This is a genomic window from Rahnella inusitata (genome assembly GCF_018288855.1).
Classification (GTDB): Bacteria; Pseudomonadota; Gammaproteobacteria; order Enterobacterales; family Enterobacteriaceae; genus Rahnella; species Rahnella inusitata.
The window spans coordinates 3,331,199-3,351,943 of sequence record NZ_CP065024.1; the positions used below are offsets into that span (position 1 = coordinate 3,331,199).

32 protein-coding genes are annotated in these 20,745 nt (G+C 52.0%); all 32 read right to left on the reverse strand.

Annotation, left to right across the window (positions count from 1 at the left end):
• Position 1: 1 nt before the first annotated feature.
• Complete coding sequence (locus tag I2123_RS25800) at positions 2 to 265, reverse strand: phage tail assembly protein T (RefSeq protein WP_213052537.1); 264 nt, start codon at positions 263 to 265, stop codon at positions 2 to 4.
• A 2-nt stretch (positions 266 to 267) separates the two neighbouring features.
• Positions 268 to 648 carry a phage tail assembly chaperone family protein, TAC gene (locus I2123_RS15675; RefSeq protein WP_213050958.1) on the reverse strand — a complete coding sequence of 127 codons (381 nt, stop codon included), beginning with the start codon at positions 646 to 648 and terminating at the stop codon, positions 268 to 270.
• 70 nt (positions 649 to 718) lie between these two features.
• Positions 719 to 1,213, reverse strand: a complete 495-nt coding sequence (locus I2123_RS15680; RefSeq protein ID WP_213050959.1) for a phage tail tube protein — start codon at positions 1,211 to 1,213, stop codon at positions 719 to 721.
• A gap of 59 nt (positions 1,214 to 1,272) precedes the next feature.
• Positions 1,273 to 1,638 (reverse strand): tail completion protein gp17, encoded by a 366-nt coding sequence (gp17, locus tag I2123_RS15685; RefSeq protein WP_213050960.1) that lies wholly within the window; start codon positions 1,636 to 1,638, stop codon positions 1,273 to 1,275.
• On the reverse strand, positions 1,635 to 2,120 hold the full coding sequence (locus tag I2123_RS15690; RefSeq protein WP_213050961.1) for an HK97-gp10 family putative phage morphogenesis protein: 486 nt from the start codon (positions 2,118 to 2,120) through the stop codon (positions 1,635 to 1,637). Before I2123_RS15690 ends, gp17 begins: the two co-directional genes overlap by 4 nt.
• Entirely contained in the window at positions 2,113 to 2,445 is a 333-nt protein-coding gene (locus tag I2123_RS15695) for a phage head closure protein (RefSeq protein ID WP_213050962.1), read from the reverse strand. The genes I2123_RS15690 and I2123_RS15695 overlap by 8 nt, the downstream gene beginning before the upstream one ends.
• Positions 2,446 to 2,447: 2 nt before the next feature.
• Positions 2,448 to 2,648 (reverse strand): hypothetical protein, encoded by a 201-nt coding sequence (locus tag I2123_RS15700; protein ID WP_213050963.1) that lies wholly within the window; start codon positions 2,646 to 2,648, stop codon positions 2,448 to 2,450.
• Between the two features lie 69 nt (positions 2,649 to 2,717).
• A complete protein-coding gene (locus I2123_RS15705; RefSeq protein WP_213050964.1) occupies positions 2,718 to 3,044 on the reverse strand; it encodes a head-tail connector protein in 327 nt (108 codons plus the stop codon).
• Positions 3,041 to 3,937 carry a phage gp6-like head-tail connector protein gene (locus tag I2123_RS25530; RefSeq protein ID WP_244879838.1) on the reverse strand — a complete coding sequence of 299 codons (897 nt, stop codon included), beginning with the start codon at positions 3,935 to 3,937 and terminating at the stop codon, positions 3,041 to 3,043. The genes I2123_RS15705 and I2123_RS25530 overlap by 4 nt, the downstream gene beginning before the upstream one ends.
• On the reverse strand, positions 3,934 to 5,274 hold the full coding sequence (locus I2123_RS25535; protein ID WP_244879839.1) for a phage portal protein: 1,341 nt from the start codon (positions 5,272 to 5,274) through the stop codon (positions 3,934 to 3,936). Before I2123_RS25535 ends, I2123_RS25530 begins: the two co-directional genes overlap by 4 nt.
• Positions 5,275 to 5,486: 212 nt before the next feature.
• Complete coding sequence (locus I2123_RS15715; protein WP_213050965.1) at positions 5,487 to 7,424, reverse strand: phage major capsid protein; 1,938 nt, start codon at positions 7,422 to 7,424, stop codon at positions 5,487 to 5,489.
• Positions 7,425 to 7,482: 58 nt separating this feature from the next.
• Positions 7,483 to 9,141 (reverse strand): terminase large subunit, encoded by a 1,659-nt coding sequence (locus tag I2123_RS15720; RefSeq protein WP_213050966.1) that lies wholly within the window; start codon positions 9,139 to 9,141, stop codon positions 7,483 to 7,485.
• Between the two features lie 3 nt (positions 9,142 to 9,144).
• Positions 9,145 to 9,633 carry a terminase small subunit gene (locus I2123_RS15725; protein WP_213050967.1) on the reverse strand — a complete coding sequence of 163 codons (489 nt, stop codon included), beginning with the start codon at positions 9,631 to 9,633 and terminating at the stop codon, positions 9,145 to 9,147.
• Between the two features lie 179 nt (positions 9,634 to 9,812).
• Positions 9,813 to 10,181, reverse strand: coding sequence for an HNH endonuclease (locus I2123_RS15730; protein WP_213050968.1), 369 nt, complete (start codon positions 10,179 to 10,181; stop codon positions 9,813 to 9,815).
• Positions 10,147 to 10,380, reverse strand: coding sequence for a hypothetical protein (locus I2123_RS15735; RefSeq protein ID WP_213050969.1), 234 nt, complete (start codon positions 10,378 to 10,380; stop codon positions 10,147 to 10,149). Before I2123_RS15735 ends, I2123_RS15730 begins: the two co-directional genes overlap by 35 nt.
• A 10-nt stretch (positions 10,381 to 10,390) precedes the next feature.
• Positions 10,391 to 11,005 (reverse strand): hypothetical protein, encoded by a 615-nt coding sequence (locus I2123_RS15740; protein ID WP_213052538.1) that lies wholly within the window; start codon positions 11,003 to 11,005, stop codon positions 10,391 to 10,393.
• Complete coding sequence (locus tag I2123_RS15745) at positions 10,987 to 12,441, reverse strand: glycosyltransferase family 2 protein (protein ID WP_213050970.1); 1,455 nt, start codon at positions 12,439 to 12,441, stop codon at positions 10,987 to 10,989. Before I2123_RS15745 ends, I2123_RS15740 begins: the two co-directional genes overlap by 19 nt.
• Before the next feature lie 10 nt (positions 12,442 to 12,451).
• Positions 12,452 to 12,985 carry a lysis protein gene (locus I2123_RS15750; protein WP_213050971.1) on the reverse strand — a complete coding sequence of 178 codons (534 nt, stop codon included), beginning with the start codon at positions 12,983 to 12,985 and terminating at the stop codon, positions 12,452 to 12,454.
• A 10-nt stretch (positions 12,986 to 12,995) separates the two neighbouring features.
• Complete coding sequence (locus I2123_RS15755) at positions 12,996 to 13,622, reverse strand: glycoside hydrolase family 19 protein (protein ID WP_213050972.1); 627 nt, start codon at positions 13,620 to 13,622, stop codon at positions 12,996 to 12,998.
• Positions 13,619 to 13,906 carry a phage holin family protein gene (locus tag I2123_RS15760; protein ID WP_056769639.1) on the reverse strand — a complete coding sequence of 96 codons (288 nt, stop codon included), beginning with the start codon at positions 13,904 to 13,906 and terminating at the stop codon, positions 13,619 to 13,621. The genes I2123_RS15755 and I2123_RS15760 overlap by 4 nt, the downstream gene beginning before the upstream one ends.
• Complete coding sequence (locus I2123_RS15765; protein WP_056769637.1) at positions 13,893 to 14,276, reverse strand: phage holin family protein; 384 nt, start codon at positions 14,274 to 14,276, stop codon at positions 13,893 to 13,895. The genes I2123_RS15760 and I2123_RS15765 overlap by 14 nt, the downstream gene beginning before the upstream one ends.
• A gap of 532 nt (positions 14,277 to 14,808) precedes the next feature.
• On the reverse strand, positions 14,809 to 15,207 hold the full coding sequence (locus tag I2123_RS15770; protein ID WP_213050973.1) for an antiterminator Q family protein: 399 nt from the start codon (positions 15,205 to 15,207) through the stop codon (positions 14,809 to 14,811).
• Between the two features lie 16 nt (positions 15,208 to 15,223).
• Positions 15,224 to 16,234, reverse strand: coding sequence for a DUF968 domain-containing protein (locus I2123_RS15775; RefSeq protein ID WP_213050974.1), 1,011 nt, complete (start codon positions 16,232 to 16,234; stop codon positions 15,224 to 15,226).
• Entirely contained in the window at positions 16,231 to 16,926 is a 696-nt protein-coding gene (locus I2123_RS15780; protein ID WP_213050975.1) for a phage antirepressor KilAC domain-containing protein, read from the reverse strand. The genes I2123_RS15775 and I2123_RS15780 overlap by 4 nt, the downstream gene beginning before the upstream one ends.
• A 14-nt stretch (positions 16,927 to 16,940) precedes the next feature.
• Positions 16,941 to 17,315, reverse strand: a complete 375-nt coding sequence (locus tag I2123_RS15785; protein WP_213052539.1) for a RusA family crossover junction endodeoxyribonuclease — start codon at positions 17,313 to 17,315, stop codon at positions 16,941 to 16,943.
• A complete protein-coding gene (locus tag I2123_RS15790; protein WP_213050976.1) occupies positions 17,315 to 17,770 on the reverse strand; it encodes a hypothetical protein in 456 nt (151 codons plus the stop codon). The genes I2123_RS15785 and I2123_RS15790 overlap by 1 nt, the downstream gene beginning before the upstream one ends.
• Positions 17,763 to 17,924 carry a hypothetical protein gene (locus I2123_RS15795; RefSeq protein ID WP_213050977.1) on the reverse strand — a complete coding sequence of 54 codons (162 nt, stop codon included), beginning with the start codon at positions 17,922 to 17,924 and terminating at the stop codon, positions 17,763 to 17,765. The genes I2123_RS15790 and I2123_RS15795 overlap by 8 nt, the downstream gene beginning before the upstream one ends.
• The gene (locus I2123_RS15800; RefSeq protein WP_213050978.1) at positions 17,921 to 18,463 is read right to left on the reverse strand and encodes a phage N-6-adenine-methyltransferase; all 543 of its coding nucleotides are present in this window, start codon (positions 18,461 to 18,463) and stop codon (positions 17,921 to 17,923) included. Before I2123_RS15800 ends, I2123_RS15795 begins: the two co-directional genes overlap by 4 nt.
• Positions 18,460 to 18,801 carry a hypothetical protein gene (locus I2123_RS15805; protein WP_213050979.1) on the reverse strand — a complete coding sequence of 114 codons (342 nt, stop codon included), beginning with the start codon at positions 18,799 to 18,801 and terminating at the stop codon, positions 18,460 to 18,462. Before I2123_RS15805 ends, I2123_RS15800 begins: the two co-directional genes overlap by 4 nt.
• On the reverse strand, positions 18,798 to 19,502 hold the full coding sequence (locus tag I2123_RS15810; RefSeq protein ID WP_213050980.1) for a replication protein P: 705 nt from the start codon (positions 19,500 to 19,502) through the stop codon (positions 18,798 to 18,800). Before I2123_RS15810 ends, I2123_RS15805 begins: the two co-directional genes overlap by 4 nt.
• On the reverse strand, positions 19,484 to 20,419 hold the full coding sequence (locus tag I2123_RS25545) for a hypothetical protein (RefSeq protein ID WP_244879841.1): 936 nt from the start codon (positions 20,417 to 20,419) through the stop codon (positions 19,484 to 19,486). The genes I2123_RS15810 and I2123_RS25545 overlap by 19 nt, the downstream gene beginning before the upstream one ends.
• Complete coding sequence (locus tag I2123_RS15820) at positions 20,376 to 20,594, reverse strand: DUF4222 domain-containing protein (protein WP_213050981.1); 219 nt, start codon at positions 20,592 to 20,594, stop codon at positions 20,376 to 20,378. The genes I2123_RS25545 and I2123_RS15820 overlap by 44 nt, the downstream gene beginning before the upstream one ends.
• Positions 20,595 to 20,745: the final 151 nt, after the last annotated feature.

Here is a 20,745-nt window from a genome sequence, read left to right on the forward strand (position 1 = left end):
TTTAGCTCCAGTTTTTCATTGCATCATCCAGGCTGACCGGTGCCTCGTTGATGTGCGGCGCAAAGTCTGTGATGGAAAACGCCGGGCTGTCTTTCTTGCGATTGATATTCGCCAGCGTGCTGGCCACCAGCGCGGCGGCCCACTCAGTCCGCATCATCGGGTTGAGGTTCCCGAACTTATTTCGGTATTTCACCCAGACCTGAAACTCATTGAGGCTCAGCCTTTCCTGTGCCTCGGCAATGGTGCAACCACCGATCCCATTAATGACTAATTCGCACCAGAGCTCGTTTTCGGCGCTGAGCTCGTCGTCTTTCCCAGGTTGTTCACCTCTGAGATGGCAACCAGAAGCGCAATAGTCAGAGCCCCGTCCAGCGCGCCGCGCTCAGGATCCGCCTCACCGGTAATATCTGCAGGTGTGAATACTGGCTTGCCATCTTCATCGCAGATCGATGCTGCAATTCGGCCCGCCACCCCCTCCTGTTTCCCTACCGAAGCAAGAATGTCAGACGTTGCGGTGTAATACCCCAGCGGTCGGACGTATACGGTAGCAGTCAGTTCTTGCTCGCCCTGCTTCCAGGTGATTTCCTTCTCGATTGGGCGGCCGGTAAATGCGCCAGCACCTTTTAAAGACTCAAGGGTCAATTTCATATTCTGCATCTCAGTAGTGAGTAAAGAAATGAGCGGCGGCAGCCTGCCGCGCGCCGCGGTGTTTTTTAGCTTATGAACCAGAAACCTTTGGTACCCAGACTGACGCGCCTGAGCGCTGGATCGTGGCCGAGGTGGTTACAACGGTGTTAGCCTGAAAGTCGAATGGGAAATCGGCAACATACCCCTGAAATACAAACCAGGTGCGGTCTTCAGGAAGAATGAAACCGTCTACTGCATCGGGATCTGACGGCGTTGCCACTGTTGGAAGAGAGGTGCCATCAGACCAGCCAACCGCGAATGTGAGGTCAGTCTGATCATCGGATTCTGACAGGTTATGCAGCATCAAATGGCTGGTGTTTGCCGGATCGGCATTGAGCGTCACCGTAGCCTGAGCCGGAGTACGCAAACCTTTTTTATAGGTTCGGGTATTACGCTCACTCAAACAGGTGTCTTCAATTTGATCCGCCGGGTTTCCGCCGGGCGTAAACGCAGTAATACATTCAACTTCGCTTACGACACCGTTGGCGAGTACAAAAAACTGTGTACCTTGTGTCACTACAGACATGGGCTTTCTCCGGGCATAAAAAAACCGGCATAAGCCGGCGGGTTATAGATTCGGTGTTTTTAACGTTTGACTATCCAGTCCACATCGAACGAGTAGCGATAGCGCTTTGTCTCAGGGTCACGGCCCTGAGATCCCCACCGGGTAATGTATGCATGCGTCTGGATAGCATTGCGCAGCGCCAGCGCAACAGCAGCTGCTTCGCTGGCCGTGTTTCCGTAAATGTCCACCTGCAACTTGTATTCATCAAAATCGGGAACAGTATCCAGATACATCGGCGGTGAACCATCGATGTTCTGCCAGACAACGTAAGGATATACAACGCTGTCATCATGCTCCCCGAATGGATAAAGCCTGACGGGTGATGTCCCGATCAGCGCTGTCACTGCGGCGCTGGCCGCGCACACCGGAAATATTGGTGCTATCACGATTGGCCACCTCCGCGCATTGCTCTTTTAATAGCGCGGTCTAACGCCCCCTCGTATTCCCGAGCAAAAGTATTAATGACCTCCGCTACGTTGTTTTCCGCCGCCGGGCGCAGGATTGGCTGTGCGCGCATATTCTCCGTGCCGAACTCGAGTAAGCGCCAGTGCGGCGTTGGGGCATTTTTGGCTTTATCAGGGTGGTCTTTGAGAACGGCGCCATGAAGAACGCCAATACGAAACGCAAGATCACCGGTGCGCTTAAACACGCGTCCATTCCACCTGATGGCGATGTTGTCAGCGATACTTCGCCCGGTGGCAATGTCATCGACTCGACGGGCGTTGATCTTAGCCTTTTCAGCAATGATGTTTGCCGCTTTACGGAGAGCAAACCGACCGCCCTTCTTTTTCATATCGCTGCTGACGGTTGCCATTTTCGCTAAAAGAGAATCAATGCCTACGAGCGTGAAGTCGATACCATCAGCCATCATTGACCCCTTGTGAGCAAGGAAGCGTGAAATATTCCAGACCACTATTGGGATCTGGAAGAACACCTTCGATATTGAAAATTTTCCCGCGGAAAATTAAGCGGCTCTTAGCAGAAACATCAGTTCGGTATCGGATTGTGATCCTGGCCGTAACCTCAGACTGACCGGCCTGCGCCGCGATAAACTCCCGCGCGGATAAAAAATACACATCAGCCCATACAGACGCCGTATCTTGCCAGACCGGCGTAATCCCGCCAGTTGCCGGATCCTGAACATTGACCGACGTTTGAATCTTCACGCGGTGGCGTAATTTTCCGGCTTGCATATTTACCCCCGGGCCTTACCGCTAAGATACGTGACTGGTTCACTGCTGTGGTCTGATAATTCCAGACCTTCATTTTCTTCGCTGATAATTTTCACCAGCAGATCACACAGCGATTGGTTAGTCTCAGCCTGCCGGTTTATCGCTGTTGTCAGCGCGCGCATTTCCTGAATCAGTTGCTGGTGGTTTTCCTGTTGCTCGTTCATATGCAATTTTCACCCACTTTTTTAACCATGCCTTCCGGCGTTCACAACCTGCACATGCCATTTTTTATCCTAAATAATTGTCGGGCGGCGAAGATCGTAGATCAGCATTGTTACCGCAAATGGCAATTCGCCTTGCTGAAGCTTTTCTTCCTCTTCCCCACCGCGGTTACGATCGAGATAGCCGAGCAAAACCAACATGGCCGTTTGTACTCGGCGAAGCTCTTCACCCTCAAGCAGTACACCCTGTGCATCAATGATCTTATCTCGGCTACCTTGGATATAACTCAGGATAGCCGCACTGCCACCCTGAATCTTTAATGTCAGGTCGGCGTCCCCGTAGTCCTCATCGACGCGAAGATGCAACTTTGCCTGTTCGAGCGTTACGAGTTCGATCACGTCTTATCCCTCCCGTCCCGACCGCGTTTGGCCGCCAGAGTCCACCCTTTAGAACCAACCTCGCCAGGCTTGTCTGATGTTGGTTCATCGCAATGCCACAGCGAACCGCCCCAAGTAACCGTGTCGCCGGCAAGATAGCTTTGCTCAGCCTTGAAGACACCACGGTAAAGCATCAGCGGGACATCAAATGATTTGGTATCCGCGTTCCCGCTCGCGCGATTAACTGTCAAAGTGAACTGACGCTGATCGCCCTGAGAGATTTCGATACCCGAGACACCGTCAACAAGACATTCCCACCCGCGCATACCATGCGTTTTCTCATATGAACGCCACAGGCCGCCGTTGTGTGTCGCGAAAATACCGCGGTCATAGTTTTTAGATGGGTCGATAGAAGGTTGAACTTCGAGATTCAGTGCGTCACGGCCGTCAGTCGGTTTCGGAAGCGCGTTCACTGCATCCGCAACAGCCAAGTTAAGCAGGTCAGGATCGAAGTCCTTTCCGTTTTCAGGTTTGGGGATAGTGGCCACGGCGGCATTAACCATTTCCTGAAGCATTGGCTTTACGTCATCCGCTGTAATGCTTTTCCCGTCTTCTGGTGTCGGCAACTTCGATACAGCCTCAGAAACCATTAAAGAGATATCGGGTAATTCGGGGGATTCAGGCGCCGGTATAGCTGAAATCGCAGAGGAAACCGCGGCAGACACCATCTGTTCAAGGTCAGTTTTTTCTTCTATTGGGAGTTGGTCGACAGAATTTTTAATTTGCAATAAAGCTTCATTAAAGGATTTTTTATGCAACTCCAGAGATTTAGAAAACTCGTCACGAAGAGATGAAATCGCAGAATTTAACTCATCTCCTATGGCTTTCACCAAAGATAATTCGCGTTCATTCATTGTTTTATCATCCCTCTGATCAGCGTCTTGGTAACTGAGATTTCAGCCTCTGAAAGTGCTTTACCACCAGTGTCAGCTGGATTGCTTTCTGTAGGCTGGGATCCAGTAGCAAATGGGTTTTCAGAAGCGTCACGCCGGGATAAAGCTTCGAGGCTAAAGTTCTGCTGCTGAAGATATAGTGAGTTGCCACCAGGTACCGGTGGAAGATTCTCTTTTTTCCGCGCCTCATTCGGCGACATGATTGTGTTTTTAACCGCTTCGCCAAGGGTTTTTATGCGGCGTTCAGTATCCATCCGAAGTAGCGCGCCAACATCGAACTCCGTACCCGTATTTCCATTGAGGTCGAAGGTTTCATCGAGCAATAGTTCAATCGATTCGATCAGGACCTGCAGACATTGGGAATAATACTGTTGCTCCAGCGCCTCGATGTTATCCGATGAAGGGGGATCACCAACGCCCACCTTATAGGCTGGTATGTGAAAAGCTGAACACACAACAGCAGCCGACATTTTTTGCTGCTCCACAAGTTGGGCATCTACAGCAGACATGGAGACTGGGTTATATTTTGCGCCGTTACTCAGGATCCCGGTTTTACCGGCATTTTCTCCGGTATAACCCGTATCCCAGTTAGTCTTTATTGCTGCTGCGTTCTCTGGTGTGAGCGAACCCGGCACCTCGATTACACCACTTGGTTTTCCGCCGTTTTTGAAGAAGAATGCTGAACCTTCCTGAATATGATGGCCCTGCATAGCAGCAAGCCCACATGCGTAAATTGGTGATAATCCAACTAATGGGTGAAAGAAACAGTTGAAGCGATCGTGAATTATCTCACGCGCCGGAACGGTAACTTGAGTCTCTAACCCGGAAATATTGTCGGGGCTAATTTGGTAAAATACAGATCCATCTTCAGCCACAAGGGGAACGACTTTATTCGGGTCAAGAATTCTTAGCTCAATAATTTCGCCAGAATTATTACGGATTTTTAAAACGTAGGTATTTCCGTAACACAGTTTTGAATTGAGCCAGTTTTCATAGAACTGAATTCTGTTTTGAAAAGCGTTTGGTTTTTTAAGCAGTTTCGCTATCTGCCCACTTTCTTGCTCTTGCCACACGCCTTGTGAATCACGTCTCAATAATCGGGAAGGCATTTTTGATATATCGCTGGCAATGAGCGTGATGCATGAAAATACGGCATAGTATGACAAAACAGTGGTTTGATTAATCTCGAGGTTTCTTTGCCATGCTCCGGCAAAAGGTTCACGAATAATATTGAACCAACCACGTCCGGTTGCTGGCTGTTGAAGAGATTTTTCTTTTTTCCGGAAAGGATTCCACATCAGCCATTCTCCGCATTATTTTTTTTACCACGGCTACTAACACGCTTCTCAGCGATGTATTCAGCTTTTCCGAGCAAGACCAGCACCACTGCGCACTGATCATTTACATTTTTTTCATCACCAGGTGATGAATCATGAGTACGCTGAAGATATCTGATCCTTGCCATTAAAAATGGCGGGGTTACCCCCGCCCTCCGTATTCGTCAGACTGCTTAGCTCGTCTGACCTGAGCCGTAGTTAACACCGCTGATTACCGCTACCGCTGCGGTACGGCGGCGCTGCCAGTTGATCCAGCGTTCTGCACGGATCGCTACGCTGTTTGTCTGCCACATGGAAACCAGTTCAACCCCTGTCGGAGTCACGCTGTCACCTGTTGGAGCAGACTCCATTTCCAGAGAAGCTTCGCTGGACATATCAACAGCCACGCCACCGTCATCGGCCAGATAAATATCTGGGGCATTCATCAGGATGATTTGATTACCGACGTACTGAGAAACAATCGCCGGAAGTCCTTCGTAAGTGCCACCAAACATTGTCATGTCAGGGTATTCTTTGGCACCGAGCGGGGTTTTACGCTTGGACAATGCAAGCGCCGTGGAACTGGACATCAACCAGACAGCGCCTGTCGGTTGCAGGTTTGCATCGATGAAGACCTGGAATGCGGCCGTGCTGTCTGCATCAGGATCGCCGGTACTGGCAATTGTTGTTGCACCGTTTGTAATCGACGCAGGCGAAACGCCTGCTTGTGCAGCTTTCAGTGGGTCCACGAAGTCCAGGTCAAGGCGAGCGATAACCGATTCTGCCAGTGAGTCACGTACCAGAACGTCGGCTTTAGGGTTTGAGAAGCGCAATAATTCTTCGGTCAATACGGAAATTGCCGCAACTTTTGAGAAGCCGAAAGTGATTGTTTCAAAATCAAATTTAGTCAGGGGTTTTGCCTTACCCTGACCAACCCACTGTGCAGAACCGCCGGATGTTTGAACCGGAACCCGGATATTGAATGGCACATCTCGCAATGATGGGATGTTGCCGACGCCAAACTGCCCGATGATCGTTTTCGGACGAAGGAAATCCACAAAGTCATTCGCAAAGTCCTGGTATTCGACCAGAGAACCGGCCCATTCAGGGTCAGTGGTAGTGCCGGCATTTACAGCTGCTTTCAAAACGTGATGTAACTTGGTGTCTTCAGGATATTTATTTTTTGCAATCTGAAGCGCTTCAGAACGCACACCTTTGGCAACAGCAAGAGCCTTCGTAAAGCGCGCAAATGCCACGCCTTTTTCTAACTTTTGCTCAACGCGGATGATGCCAGGAGCCCGATTATCAACGGTGGTAACTTCGCCAGCCGCTGCCTTAGCAACAGGTTTAGCAGTAGATGCCATGTTGTTTTCCATGTCGCGCAGACGTTTCAAGTGATCGTCTACCGCTTTAACTTCTGAAGAGACGTTGTCATATTGCTCGGTTTCTTCGAGATCGAGTGTACGGCCGTCGTCAGCTGCTTTGCTCATGACATCATTGAGGGATGCCGCCAGCGCCGCACGCTTAGCTTCAAAGCTTTTAATCTGCTCTGCGATATTCATATTTTTTCCTTTAATTTCATTAGGTTTTTTTGCTGTAGCGCCAGCAGATGGTGTTGATTTGACGACCGGCTTCTCATTGCCTGACGCGGCGAGTAACTGGCGGTCATAGGATTTCACAGTGGTGATGTTGCACTCGGCGTTCGCCGGGATGGTCACGGCGGACACTTCCAGCAAATCCCAGGAAAGAAAACGGATTCCACCTTCATCGAGGTAGGAGTATTCGATCGGGCGAAAGCCGATGGATAATCCTTTAACAAGCCCCGACTTAATTGATGCCCATGCTTCATCAAGGCGGGCAGCCAGTTGTGAGGGCATATCCGGTGTCGGCTTCACTAATTTTGCAGTGATCTGCAACCCTTCCTTGACCATCTTCGGCGTGCAACTACCGATCGGTTGAGTTCGGTCGTGTTGCCAGAGAAAGGGAGTGTCGCTTCTGAATTTGGCGCCTTCCGGCTCCATGATGTCACCATCGCGATCGGGAGAAGGTGTCGACGCAATGCCGGTAATAATCCGGTCATCCTCGTTAACAGCCTTGATCGTCATGAGGGTGCATGCGCGATTAAGCGTCATTTACTGGCCTCCTGAAACGAAAAAACCCGCCGGAGCGGGTCGTTATCTGAATTAGATGTCATATGAAAAATACTTGGTAATCCTGCTTTTTCGCCTCTGGATTCAACGCCATCAATGACACAGCGTTAAATAAAGCCATTAAGGGGTCAATCTTACCTTTGCCGCTTGCCTGTTTAGTGATCAGGATGGCGTTGCCCTTAGGTTCGACTCGGGCATTGCCTACGCACCAGGCCATCAGCGGCTGGCCGCTATGAACCAACACACCTTCAGCAAGTTTGCGTTCAGTGGTCTTAATAGAACCGCCAAGCCGCCACCCCTGGCTGATGCCGACGACGGAATCAGCGGGTATTTCTACCTCAGTGAGTGCGTCGAGAATAGAACCGACGCCGGAGGGGTCAATACCAATTTTATCCAGCAACTCGGCGGTGTGTATGCGCCCGACTATCTCAGCCAACTGATCCGTATCTTGGCCGACCAATTCTACGATTGTCAGGTCACCATCTTTCTGAAAGTCCAGAAGGCGGGACGCTTCACTTTTTCGGCGTTCCAGTACTATTTTATGCGCCCAAGCATGACACCAGCACAGCCATTCCCGCGTTTCTTTATCCCGGCCAATAACTGAAAGTCCAAGAAGGTCATCAAGACCGCCGCCGTCGATACCAACGGTCACCACTTCACACCGGAGCAGGATTTCTTCAAGCGTTACGCGGCGCGCCTGCACTTCCCAAAAATCCACACCGGCCCAGCGGTCGCTGCGAAGGTTTAACCCTATTTCTATATTGAGGTGTTTGGCTAAAAACTGCTGAAGAGTCCCATCGGTTTTCGACTGATTCTTGAGGAGCTGATCACCTATCCATTCCGAACTGACAGATCGGCCAACATTTGGATTGGTGATGTAGAAATTTCTCTCTTCCAGATATGCTTTGCTTTCCACCATCTTTTCAGGAAATTCATAAAGCACACCGAGAGTTTTTGAGTCATTTATTTTGCCGTCGCGAACATCGCGCCAGTATTCCAGTCTTTCTTTAAAAACTCCCGCTGGCGGTTCATCGCTCTGGGTTGTAAGAAAGATCACCCAACCTTCATCGCGCGATACCTGCCCGCCCAATGCTTCCATGAACATAGCCTCGGCATTCTGCCTCTTTCCGAAAAGCCAAAGTTCGTCTACCAATACACGCCCGGCTTTTTTACCGGAAACGGTATCTGTATCAGCGGCCACAACCTTCAGGCTATTGCGGGTAACTCGGTGCGTGATAGTCCTGATGTGGTCCTGAATATGGAACATGTCGGAGAGTTCTTCATCAGCGCGCACCATGCCGGCGGCTGGCTTAAAGCTCATGTCCGCGACTTCTTTAGTCGGCGCAATAATCAGGTGCTCTTCATCCTCACGCCAGCAGAGGATGAGCGCGGTCAGCATTATTCCGGCGGCTATTGTTGATTTTGTGTTCTTTTTTGAAATTAGCAGCCCATATTCGCGGATAAGCTGCTTTCCAGTTTCCGCCTCGTAACCGCCGAAAATGGCCTTAACGAAATCGAAAACCCACCGCTCAGTGCATTCCCCGAACGTTGGCTTGCCGGGTAAATCAGAGATCCGGAGTTCTTTGAAAATGGACAGCGCCTGCTCGGCCTGCTCTGCGTAAATCGGCGGCGGAATTATGGGCTGACGCTTGACCAGGCGTTCTTCCCAGTCAAGGCAGGCGGTAGTCCACTGCGGCATAAATTACCCCTTGTTATTAACCACCAGTTTAGGCGGGGCCATGCCGCTGAATTTGCTGTGAGCTGCTTTCGCGGCTCCGAGCTTCGCATCCTTTTTACCGCCCTCACCCTTTTTCGGGTGAATATAGGGAAGCATCGCCTTGGCGGCATCTTTTCTGACTTCTATTTCTTTCTTGTCATCATTCATTATTGTTTTCAGAAACTCTAAAGGGTCATCGACCCACCCTGCCACCGGCGCAGAAATGGGATGACTTTCTTGAGCTGTGTTTACCGTTGGGTTATTAACAATTCGCCTGCATTCGGGAATGTCATCAACTTCAGCTTTTTCATTTTTTTTGCGCTCAATAAAAGCGATGACCTCCGAGTCTTTTGAAAGCTGCGAACCCTTGGAGCGTGCGGATTTATCAGAATATCCCGCATCAATAGCTGCATCTTTTTTTGACATCCCGGACATCAGCGCGAGAGCAAACTTTCGCTTCTGCGCTGTTAACATGTTTATACCCTCCAAAGGGGATTTTTTCTGTGCGTGAGAGGGGGCGAGGTGTCCAGTCCGATCCGGGTTTACTTTGGTTTATACCCCCCCCACCCCTAGCGTGATAATAATTCTCATTTTCTTGGAATAATTTCAAATGCAACTATTTAGAATGCTTTTGATATTCATTATCAATTAGGTTAGATCCCGACGATGCCACCTTTACCAGATGCACCTGGCACCGGATATTTGAGCGCCTCGTCGTCGGGTAGGCCTTCACTTGCTTCCCGCGCTGATTTGGCAGCATGACAGGGGATGCACAGGGTCCAGAGATTTGCTTCTGAATTGTTGCCACCAAACTGAAGGGCCACACGATGATCCAGCTCGCTATCGCATAAGTCGACGACACGGTCGCACATGCAACAATGACCGCCATCTCGCACATATACTCTGCGCTTTAAACCAACCCTTGCACTGCCACTGACTCGCCGGTCTTCGCCATACACTGGCTTAAGGCGTCGGGTATCAATGGCTTTAAGCCTTGGCTGTAAGGTCTTCAGTTTGCTCATGCTGATCCAGGTGAATGATGATTGGGTTCTCAGCCTGCTGCTCTTTGAGATAGAAGCGGGCAGTGATATGCGGCAACTTATTCGCCTCTGTGAGGATATTCGTATCGACCTGCTGATTAAGCAACTCGCCATCAACAGCCAGGCCATAACCGAAGAACTCGCCGGAACGGTAAAGCTTTGCTAACTGGATATGTTTCATATTTACTCACTTATGATTGTTCGAACGACGGGCTCATTGCGAGACGCCAGGCACGGCGGCGTTCTTTACGTGGCTCATTATCTGGGTGTCTCTCGACTGTACTGATATCAGCATGCTCAACCAGCGAATAGCATGGGTATATCACCCGCTGTCCTAGCGCATCACCGACGGCATAGTCAGCAGCCTTGGTGTAGTTCCAGTTCTGGACGATTCGAGCCATGCCACTTACCGGCGGGCTATAACAGACGCCATGAATTAGACGTGGCATGGTGATGAAGTCGCGGCGGCGTTTATCCGCATCAATCAGAGAGGTTGCAATAAGCAACTGATACTGAGGCGGGCGGCCGGTGCCGAGATAGAAAGAGATAAGGTCATCAGGAAAACGCTGCTGCCATTCTCTAACCTGGTTAGCAAAGTCAGGGACCGGCAAAGCGTCGTCTTCCAATATTACAGTCCGACATTCCTGCTGGCTTGCCCATTCTATAGCGCGCCGGTGGTTCCAATTTGCACCGTGATCACCATCATCAATCAACTGATGCGCATCCACCTCTTCAGCAAGGCGGGAAGCCATTTCACGACGCGAATGATGCCCGACGATCACAAACCTTATTTGTGCTTCCACCAGGCCAACTCCTTACCTATACCGTCAGATTTAAAAATGGTGTGGATCTTGGGGCCGGTAACGATACGGTCCCCGAATGACTTCGCAGCCATGCCAAACGCGCCCATATCAACCGCGGTTGCTGGCGCAGCCTCCATCTTCCAGAACCGCTGACTTTCGATGCGGTAATGGAGCCTGATGATCCTGTGTGCAAACTCCATCACGTCAGCACGTGAGCCGCCAAGGAGACCGGCATTAAGCAGTGGATCATCGCGGTGCTGATCAATGAATTCACCGTATGCGCGCCCGTGATGATTGGCCTTCATCCATCCGTCGGCGTAAGTCTTATGCTCTGAGCCAACGTATATCGTGCCCGGCACCATCTCAGCCCAAGGCTCACGCAGCATCTCGACGTCAGTGCCATCCGTACACCAGACAAACCGATATTCAGGATGCGCTCTGAGGTGTTGGTAGATGTGAACCCAGCGAGCAAAGTACGGGCTCATCTGAACAGCGGGCATGTTAACCAGTGAAGCGCCAGCAGGTGCAGCAATGAGTTGATCCGCCAGCACAATGGCGACAGCGCCACGAATGGAAGCCGCCCAGGCTGACAGCACAGATTCATCTGGTTTCATTGGCGCGGCGCGCTGTGGGTCGGGCTGGCTTGTAAGTAACGAGGTGATCACAACATCACGCTGGCGCCGGAAAGGTGCATATCCTGAATATCCTGAGTCACGCCGGGCATTGAAAACGGATACGTTATTGCGTACCAACGCCTCTCGGTCAGGTCGAGCCACCGAACGCTCAACCGCTTCATGCTCGTCCAGCGAATAGATGAGTGTTTCAGAGCCGACCACGTCGGCATTTGCCCAGGTTGTCAGCCCTGCATTGTGGATACGCAGCGCCAGATCCGGATGCTCATACATGCCACGACCATAAACAGGGTCAAAGCCGCCGACCTTCTCAATGGCGCTACGGTGGTAATAAAGCATCACACCGCGCTGGCCGGTGTATGCAATGTGCCGGTCATCGCGATATAAGACTGTCATGTCTTTAATTTTGCGTGGAGTGCTCACATCGAGAAACTGGTAAGCCAGATGCGGCTCAGGTGATTCGACGTATGGGACGTGCCAATTATCGCTGATCGGATAAGCGTCATCGTCCCAAAGAAACAGGTGCTCACACCCCGCATCAATCAGCGCCTCAAGGCTCCTGTTCTTTGAAGCAACGATCCCGAGTGATTTCTCATGTCTGATTATTTCGATACCGGCTGTGGTGGCCGCTGGCGCGGAACCATCATCTATCACAATCAACTTGGCGCCAGCAGGGAAGTGCTTCAGATGCTGCTCAATCGTCTTTGCCAGAACAGCTGGCCTGTTGTGAGTCGTTATTGCGATACCGATTTTTGATTGCTGCTGGCCTGCTGGACAGTAACGGGTACCGTCAATAATTACTTCCATTCAGATGCACCTATTGGATTTTGCACCGCTTCTGCGCTTCAGCGGCATAGCCCTGAAGATATTGGATCACTTGGTCGTCTTTGATGGCGCTGGCTCGGAGATCGAGAACAGCCCGTCCACCAGAGCCAGAGAGTTCGACTTGTGCTGCATCGCCCACGCCGCCGGTTCCGGTAGTGCTGTTCCCGACGAGCTCGCAGGTGGCAAGGTTTGCTGCTGCGATCCGCACCCGGCGAGTACCAGCAGCGACATCAGCGCGCAGACGGTCATTCTTGGCCTGTTCATCGGCTAATTCCTTCGTGTGTTTTGCATCCAGCGCCGCCAGCGCGGTTTGTGCCGCTTCGGTGCGCTTCTTCTGATTGGTCAGGTCAATCACGGCCTGATCACTGAATTTCTTCAGCTCGGCGGTATGGGTCGCTTTCAGCTTTGACACGTCTGCGTCCCAGCGCAGCCCCTCAATCCACCAGACCAGGGCGGCGGCCAGTAATATGGCAACAGCCGATTTCCAGTAAGCCTTAAGCACAGAAGCGAACAATGATGTTTCCACGTCGTGCCTCTCAGATGCCCAGCGCTTTCTGGGCAATTACCAGGCGAGCCTGACGATCGGACAGACCATTAACGCCGCCGTTGATGCGTTTGGTCAGCCCCACAAAGTCGCCTGAGTCGGCGAAGCTGTTGCAGTTGTTGGCCTTCCAGAACCAGCCCGCCGACCGCGCCGCATATTCATCTTTCAGCAGCAGGTCAGGATCGGTAATTAGGTCAATGCCCAGTGCGCGGCCGCAGGCCAGATAGTTATCGAGGAACGTGATTTGTTTCAGACCACGTCCACGGAATTTATAACCGTCACCCGCCGCTTTATTGCCGTACCGGCCACCATAAGCAAGATTGGCAATGGCGCGCTGGCGCTCAACAGGCAGCGGACCTTCACCATTCCGGCGCCCGAGCTGTTCACGTTGTGATGCTGTGAGGCGCGTAAACACTGAAAGCCCGGCGATCGAATAGTTGAAGGACTCGACCAGGGTTTTAAATCCACGGGACTCATGCCCCACCTGCGCAATGAATGCCGCCTGACGCGCCGGAGTGGAAATATCGAATTCAGCCATCGTGGACACCACATGCGGATACCAGCGCGCGGCTAAGTCGGCGCTCAGGGAAGCCGCCCGTGTAAATTGGTCTTTTGTCATTGTGGATGTCTCAGCGCGCTGAATAGTTTGGCGACGTTGCCACCGGTTCGATACACAGCAACGCAGATAATCGCGTTGATTGCGAAAGCCGCCCAGTGGGTGCTGGTGTAGTGATCAAACATGAATCGGAGCGGAACCGTCGCATATGCCAGGATCAGCAGGTATGCCAGCCATGAAGCCCACGTCCGATGTGTAGCGCCCTTCTTACGGAAGAAGCTGAGGCGAATGACAACCAGGCTGCAAAGCACTACGTTGCCAATCACCAGCGGGTCATTTATTACCACTGTTCCCCCTCCACCGATCAATCAGTGATGTTGGGTTTTTCGCTCTGTTGCTCGCGAAGGTCAGCAACTGAACTGCTATTGCTGCGATGATTAACGCGCCCAGAGCATCCAATGGTTTATCGCTGTATCCGAGCCATGAAGATAATTTCGAACCCATCACGCCAGCCCCGAAAAGCCCTACCATGAAGGACACACAGAAATAAGAGGCCCGGCGAAGAAGAGTAAGGTCAGTGGCTGAGGTGACATAGAACATAGCGCCAGCAAAGGAACCGAAAACTACGCCATAGTCCAGACCGCTAACCCATCCGAATATACTGACGCCAGCAAGTGCCACAGTGGCACCAGCAGCGCCAGACAATGGATCAGACATTGATAAACCCCTTATCGCTGTTGGTGTCCTCACAACCGAATTGAGGGCATAAAAAAAGCCGCTAAGGCGGCTTATGATTTAGTGAGAAGTCCGTTTTATGTAATAGAGAAAGAGCCTATCGAATAATCTCGAGCTCCAGGTGTTCTTTTCGCCATTACGAAATGCATTTTTTGCTTTAAATCGTGCTGTCTCTTCTGAAGACCCAGCGGATAGGTAGCGTTTATAAGACCGCCACTCGTACTGCCGAATAAAGAAACCGCGTAAAAGTTTGACTATTGGAAGGACAACAAGCTTTAAAGCACAGTCGATTAACAGAATCCAAAATAAACTTGAATAATTGCCTTTGGCTATCATTTCAAAAATATTGATTACTTCGCTCATAATGCGCCCTTTCTTGTTTTGCAGAAGGCCCATTATATCCGAAATGAAAAAACCTCGTGGGTACGAGGCTTTTGAGACTATTTAAGCTTTGTGACTACGTGACCACTCTTATCAGGTTACAAGAGTTTTTGCGTAGCGCACTAGAACTATTTTATGCGACTTTCGCCACCCTGATTTTCTGAGTGTAAGCGTCCATCTCCAGCACCGCTCCGGTCATCGCGAGACAACCATCAACGAAGCCTTCCGCTACCTGCAACTGCTGGCGGATCAGGCCTTCACTCACTTTGTACATCTTCGCTATTTTCCGTTTGGACAGACCCATGCGGTAATGCAGCATAATGAGCGTTACCTCTTCCGGTTTACGGACGGCAGCCAGGCGGCCCACGGCGGCATCCACAATCAGACCATCATTATCACAGCAGGATTCGATCTTGCTGGATTCCGCGGGCAGCAGGCCTTTAAATCCTGCCGCAATCGGTGACCAGTCAACGCCTGAATTATCTTTCGCCCAAACGCCGTAACGAGCCAGTACCAGTTGAATATCACGCATTATTCTCTCCACACTCTTATTTTGCTTTGCCGGTAGCGATAACACCCATCGCCAGCGCGCGGTCTAATGTCGTCAGTAACAGATGTTCCTGTGTACCGTGTTCTTTTTCCCAATCCTGGGTATTGGCATGAAGTGAGTCATGACACCGTCTGCACAGCGGTATCACGAACAGGTCATGCGCTTTTGTCGCCATCCCACCAAATCCGTTGCCGGTGATGTGGTGCGGATCATCAGACCCGTTTCCACAGGCACAACATGGCTGGCGCTTTATCCACTGAGTGTATTTCGTGTTCTCATACCGGCGGCGCTTCGGGCGCAGCAAGAATGACTCCGGCGTCTCCGGATCGATTGCCAGCGCCAGCACCGGTTTGATGTTTTCCGACAGCACTTCACCAGGCTGTTTCGCCCATGGGTTCACGTCTGCCTCTTTGCGCTGTCCACCGGGCACGTCGTAAGGAATCCCCATGGCTTCACTGATAATTTTCTCCGGTAACTTGTCAGCTATGCCTTTTCCGACCGCCCACCAGCACAACTCGCCCAGTGATATTTTGTGACCAACAGGCTCACCCAGCCAGCGGCGGATCCTTTCAGTGACAAACTCCATGGTGTTTGCCAGAGCTAAATCATCCAGATCGACTGATTCTTTGTTCCGTAACTGGGTGTCGTGATACCAGCATAGGGATAGAACACCGCGCTTCCGGCGCGCATGCGTCATTTCGTGGTGATGATATCCAGCATGATCGGAGCATTGGCAACCGCGATTGTGTTTAACCCAGTTAGTCATCGCCTCCCATCCGCCGGCAGCATAAAGAACGGGCTCTGACGCGAGAAAACTGCTTATCAGTGGGTGTTTGGCGATCGGCTGCACTTCTGGAAGAACAATCCCATCAGGCGCATTACGCAAATCAGCGGGCTCGTCGGTGATCAGCAGACGTTTACCGCTAAAGTGCTGCAGCATGTCGCCCGGAGGCCGCAACAGCACGATCCCCAAATCCCTCTGTGGGTATGGCTTCAATAATGCTCTCACGCCGCGCTCTCCTGTTTCTGTTTCAAATATCCGGCCCACAGCCCGGCAACCCATTCAACACCTTTCGCCGTGAAGCGAGCCTGCCGGAACGCATGCTGATTCTGCTGGCTTGTGCCTGTCTTCACTTCAAAGCGCTCGGCTTCTAAGTGAATGGCCTTTGGCGTCAACTGGCCTTCAAGCCGGTAAACAATCCCTTTCTCGAACAGGAACAGTCGGAACTCCGGTTCTTTGGCATGCAGCAATTTGCAGACTGCGCGGAAGCCCATTGAACCTTTCGCCATGACGTACTGATCGACAAACTCCACTTTCGGGGCCGCCAGCGCCAGCCGTGATTCTAAGGCTTGGTTTTCTTCAGCCAGATCCGCAGCCAGGCGGAGGGCTTCCGGTAATGACTGTGGTACCTGGCTTTTTGTTTCCAGCTCCTGCCAACGGTCAACCACCGCGGCGGTAAACTCCGGCGACAACCGGGCGACCAGCACCAGAGAATCACGTTTGTTGAACCAGTATTCCTGATATTCCTGACCGTTCTGCTCATGCTGGTAGGGGGTGTGCGCCAACGGCGCGCTTAAAATACCACCAGCTACAAGCCTGTCAGCAGAGCGCTTCACATCACCGTGCTTACTGTGCACCAGCGCCGCAATTTCACGACTCGACATCGTTACCACTTTTCCTGACAGCAAACTGTTCGACATAAATACCCCACACGTTAAGCCGGCTGCACACCGGCGGGTTTGAAATCGATGATCCTTACTTCTGCTTTCCCGTCCTTCGTTAAGTCTCCCCATTCAACGGTCATTCTCTTCACCTGGCTGTCGTCTGCCCACACTCCGGCGTGCGTCAGGCTGTCAAACAGCGCCTTCTGGAAGTTATCCAGATCGCGGCGGGCTCGGGTCGGCGGGAAAAGGACAACATGCACGTCGAGTTCAGCAGTTAGTGGCTGTGGCTTACGCTTCAACTGCTCATACACGGCGGCAATCGCGTTTGACCGGTATACCCGCCCGCGGGCACTGATCAGCATGCCTTTGCTGGTGGCGCGCCAGTAACCGTTAACACTTGGCGGGAATGGCAGGATCAGTTGCATCATGAATTCTCCGCGTCTGTGTAAGTTTCACGGGTGACGGCGGCGACTGGAATACCGGCGGCTATACTCCTGTTGGCGATTTCCATGCTGATTTTTGCCAGTTTTCCTTCGGCGTTTTTAATACGGTTTCGGGTGTTCAGCTCTTCACGCTTCAGCTTTTCGAGGCCGGTGCGGTGATCGGTGATTTCACCGCGCAGCTGACGCAATTCCCAATCCAGTTTTGTTTCCTGTTTTGCAATGGAGAGAACGTGATCGAATGCATCGAGCACGGCGCCACAGCGGCGACATGTGACTTTTCGCTCGAACTCAGATACCAGTACACCACCGTGCATGCAGCGCGGGACTGCCTGATCTGATTCAACAAAATTACGCATGTCTTTTATGTCTGCATTGCTGTCGAATCGCTTCGTGAAGGCCAGAACGTTTTCGCTGTCGTCTTTAGGTTCATCAATCACAATTCACCTCCCCTGCTTTGACCAGGCTATTCAGCACAGCATCAGCATGTTCACGCGCGCTGTCGTAATCAGATGGGCAATGCTCGCCAGTCGCAGATGCGGCCACGAGGTAGCCGCGGTAGGCATCAAGCCAGATTTTCTGGAATTCGTTCACGCTGCCACCTCCTGCAGGTACTCAGCGCCAGCAGTGATCAGCGCTTCACGCGAAACGGTGGTGAATTGCCCGCGCGGTTTGATGAATGGGCGCCAGATAACGAGCATGCTGCCCTTGCTGTTGCCGTTCTTCCCTGGCTTGCCAGTACCGGCATTGATGAAGGACAGGCGACCATCAGTGATAAAGCGGATTTCGTCGGCGGTAGTCAGCGCCAGCGAGAACCAACCTGTTGAGGTATCGGCGGGCAACAGCATCACCACCGGCTGGTGCTGGGTGCGGCATTGCTCGGCGGCCTTCTCCACCCACGGGGTGATCGTGCTGTATGGCGGGTTACACCAGATGGCGCCGTAACTCTCCCAATCGGCGGCCAGCGCATCATCGGCTTCAGTCAGGTACCGGGCGCAGAGCGCGTTCTGGTGGTCGGCGGCGGCGTCCAGATAGAAACCAAACTCCAGATCAAGCGCGGTGAATACTTCAACCGGCGTCTGCCAGCGGTCTTTGTGCTCGATCGGTGTTGTGCTCGCAAATTCAGATGTCATGCCTGCCCCCTTCCCTGACGTACTGCCCAAAGCAATTGATCGAACATCTTGCTGATCTCGGCCGGTGTGATACGCGGCTCTTTCGCTGGTTTGCCCAGCTTCCCCGGTACATATGAGACAGGCGATTCGCTTAGCGAGTAGGTGAATTTGTTACCATTGCGGTTCACAACTAATTTGAAACCTGATTTTTTGCCGATCGTGTTTACTGCTGAGGAGATTGAGTGCCGCGGCGGAATAAACCCCGTTCTCTCGATGATTTCAGCTTCAATGTCGCTGCAGATTCGCGGTGTCGGATCACGTAAAAGCTCTTCGATGACTAACTGCAAAAATGTTTTCATAACCAGCCCGCCTGTTTTTTCTTTTGGTATTCGGCATACATCAGCTGGGCTGGTGTCGGGCCAACTGGCGCTTTAGGTGCGGAAAGCATCACAACCGGTGCCGGGATCTGCTCACCTTTCGCCAGGCGTTTGGCCCAAATAGTGAGGTGGCGCTGGACTGATTTGCGGACTTCGCCTTCGGTTAAGTTGTTCTGAAACATCAGACGGCGAACGTCGGTTACGACCCAATACATGACGGGCGTTGACCATGGATAATCAGCTGGCGAGGCGTAATCGCCACGCCGGGCGCAATACTGGTTGAACTCAGCCATGACTTCGTCGACTGACGGCAGACCAGCAGACTGAGCCGCGCCAGATTTACACCAGCCGATGAACTTTCCGCAGCTCGGCCAAAAGTCTGTTTCCTGCTGGCGGGCGATGCGCATACCGGCCTTAACCTGATCCAGAGTGGTCACGCCGCTTTCTGCAAATGCCAGGATCCACTGGCGTTTCGCCGCTGCTATATCAGCCGGTGTGCTGAGCGCAGTCTGGCGGGCTGCCGGGAAAATCTGCATCAGGTTAGTGAACAGCACGTCGACCAGTTTCTCGGCATCGGCGTTCACCACGCGTTGCGGCTGCTCTTCTGGCATCATCTGAGCCAGTGCGGCGCCGTCACGGTTCTTAACTGCCATCATCATTTTGTTCACAGGGTGTTCTCCCATGCTTCAGCGCTATTCCAGTGGCCGCCAGCCGACGTATCAGCCACGACGGTCGCGCACAGTTTGATTGTCAGATCGTCCCACTTCTCTCGGAGTTTCGACGGGCTCAGGATGTTCTTGCACCAGAATGTGTCGCGGTTAGCCCGGCCAAACAGTTCGCAGATTTGTTTGTGGGTCCGGCCATCGGCAGTACACATCAGGCGGATTTCATTTGCCCAAAGCGTCATGTCAGGTTCTTTCGGGCGGGCAATCTCGCCGTCGCATTCAGCAGCCTGTTCGTACATGCGGAGTATTTTTCCCCACATCCATTCGGCAGCGGTCAGATCATCAGCGCCGCCCCACTTGCGTTTTTTGGCATTGAACACCACCGCTTCTGGGTGAAGAGCAAGAAAACTTTCATCACTGCTGTCGTCTGGCTGCGAAGCGGCCGGACTAAGGGTTGTAATGTCTGTTGTATTCTCTGAAGTACTCTCTGTATGAAGAGTGGCTCTTTTTGGACTCTTGCAAGGTGCCTTTTTGGAACTATGCAACGGTTCATTTTGACCTTTTGCATTAGTTCTTTTTGACCTCTTGCATGGGGTCAATTTGACCTCATCTAAAAGCGCCTGATGGTCATAATTAATCGCATAGAAATTTGTCATATCTCTAGGATCATCAGAGAGTTGCTCTATGAACAAACACCCCTGTTTTTTCAGTGAGGCGAAACCACGTTTGATAGTTGAAGCAGACATCCATGGGAATTGCTCAAGCCATTCCCCGATCGTGTTATAAATCCAGCGTCGGCCGTCATGATCAACGCCAGACGTTGTTTCAGTTGCCCAGTAGTGAACTTGCTGCAACAGCATGGCTTCATTCAGTCCGAGCTTCATAACCAGCTCAGGAATCACTACTATCGGGCGCGATGGTAATAACAGGCTCATCAATTACCCTCTCAAACCGCGACTTGAATAGCTCAACCGGCTGTGCGCACTCATGCGGGTAACCTGCGCGCATGAAGATGACGCGATCCCCCGCTCGGTCGAGGCCCACGACGTGTACCACAACGCCCCGCCAATCCTTGTAACGCCGGTCCAACTTTTGGATTTCTTCAGACATGCGCTCACCTTCCGGCTGTGCTCACAGACGTAACCTACCCACCATGCCGCGAACTGGTAGTTGCACGGGATCCAGCGGTTGCCTATCATCACTTCGTACGAAAGAGAGCCAGCGGTACCGCCAGTTGCCACACAGCGGATTTGCGGAACTC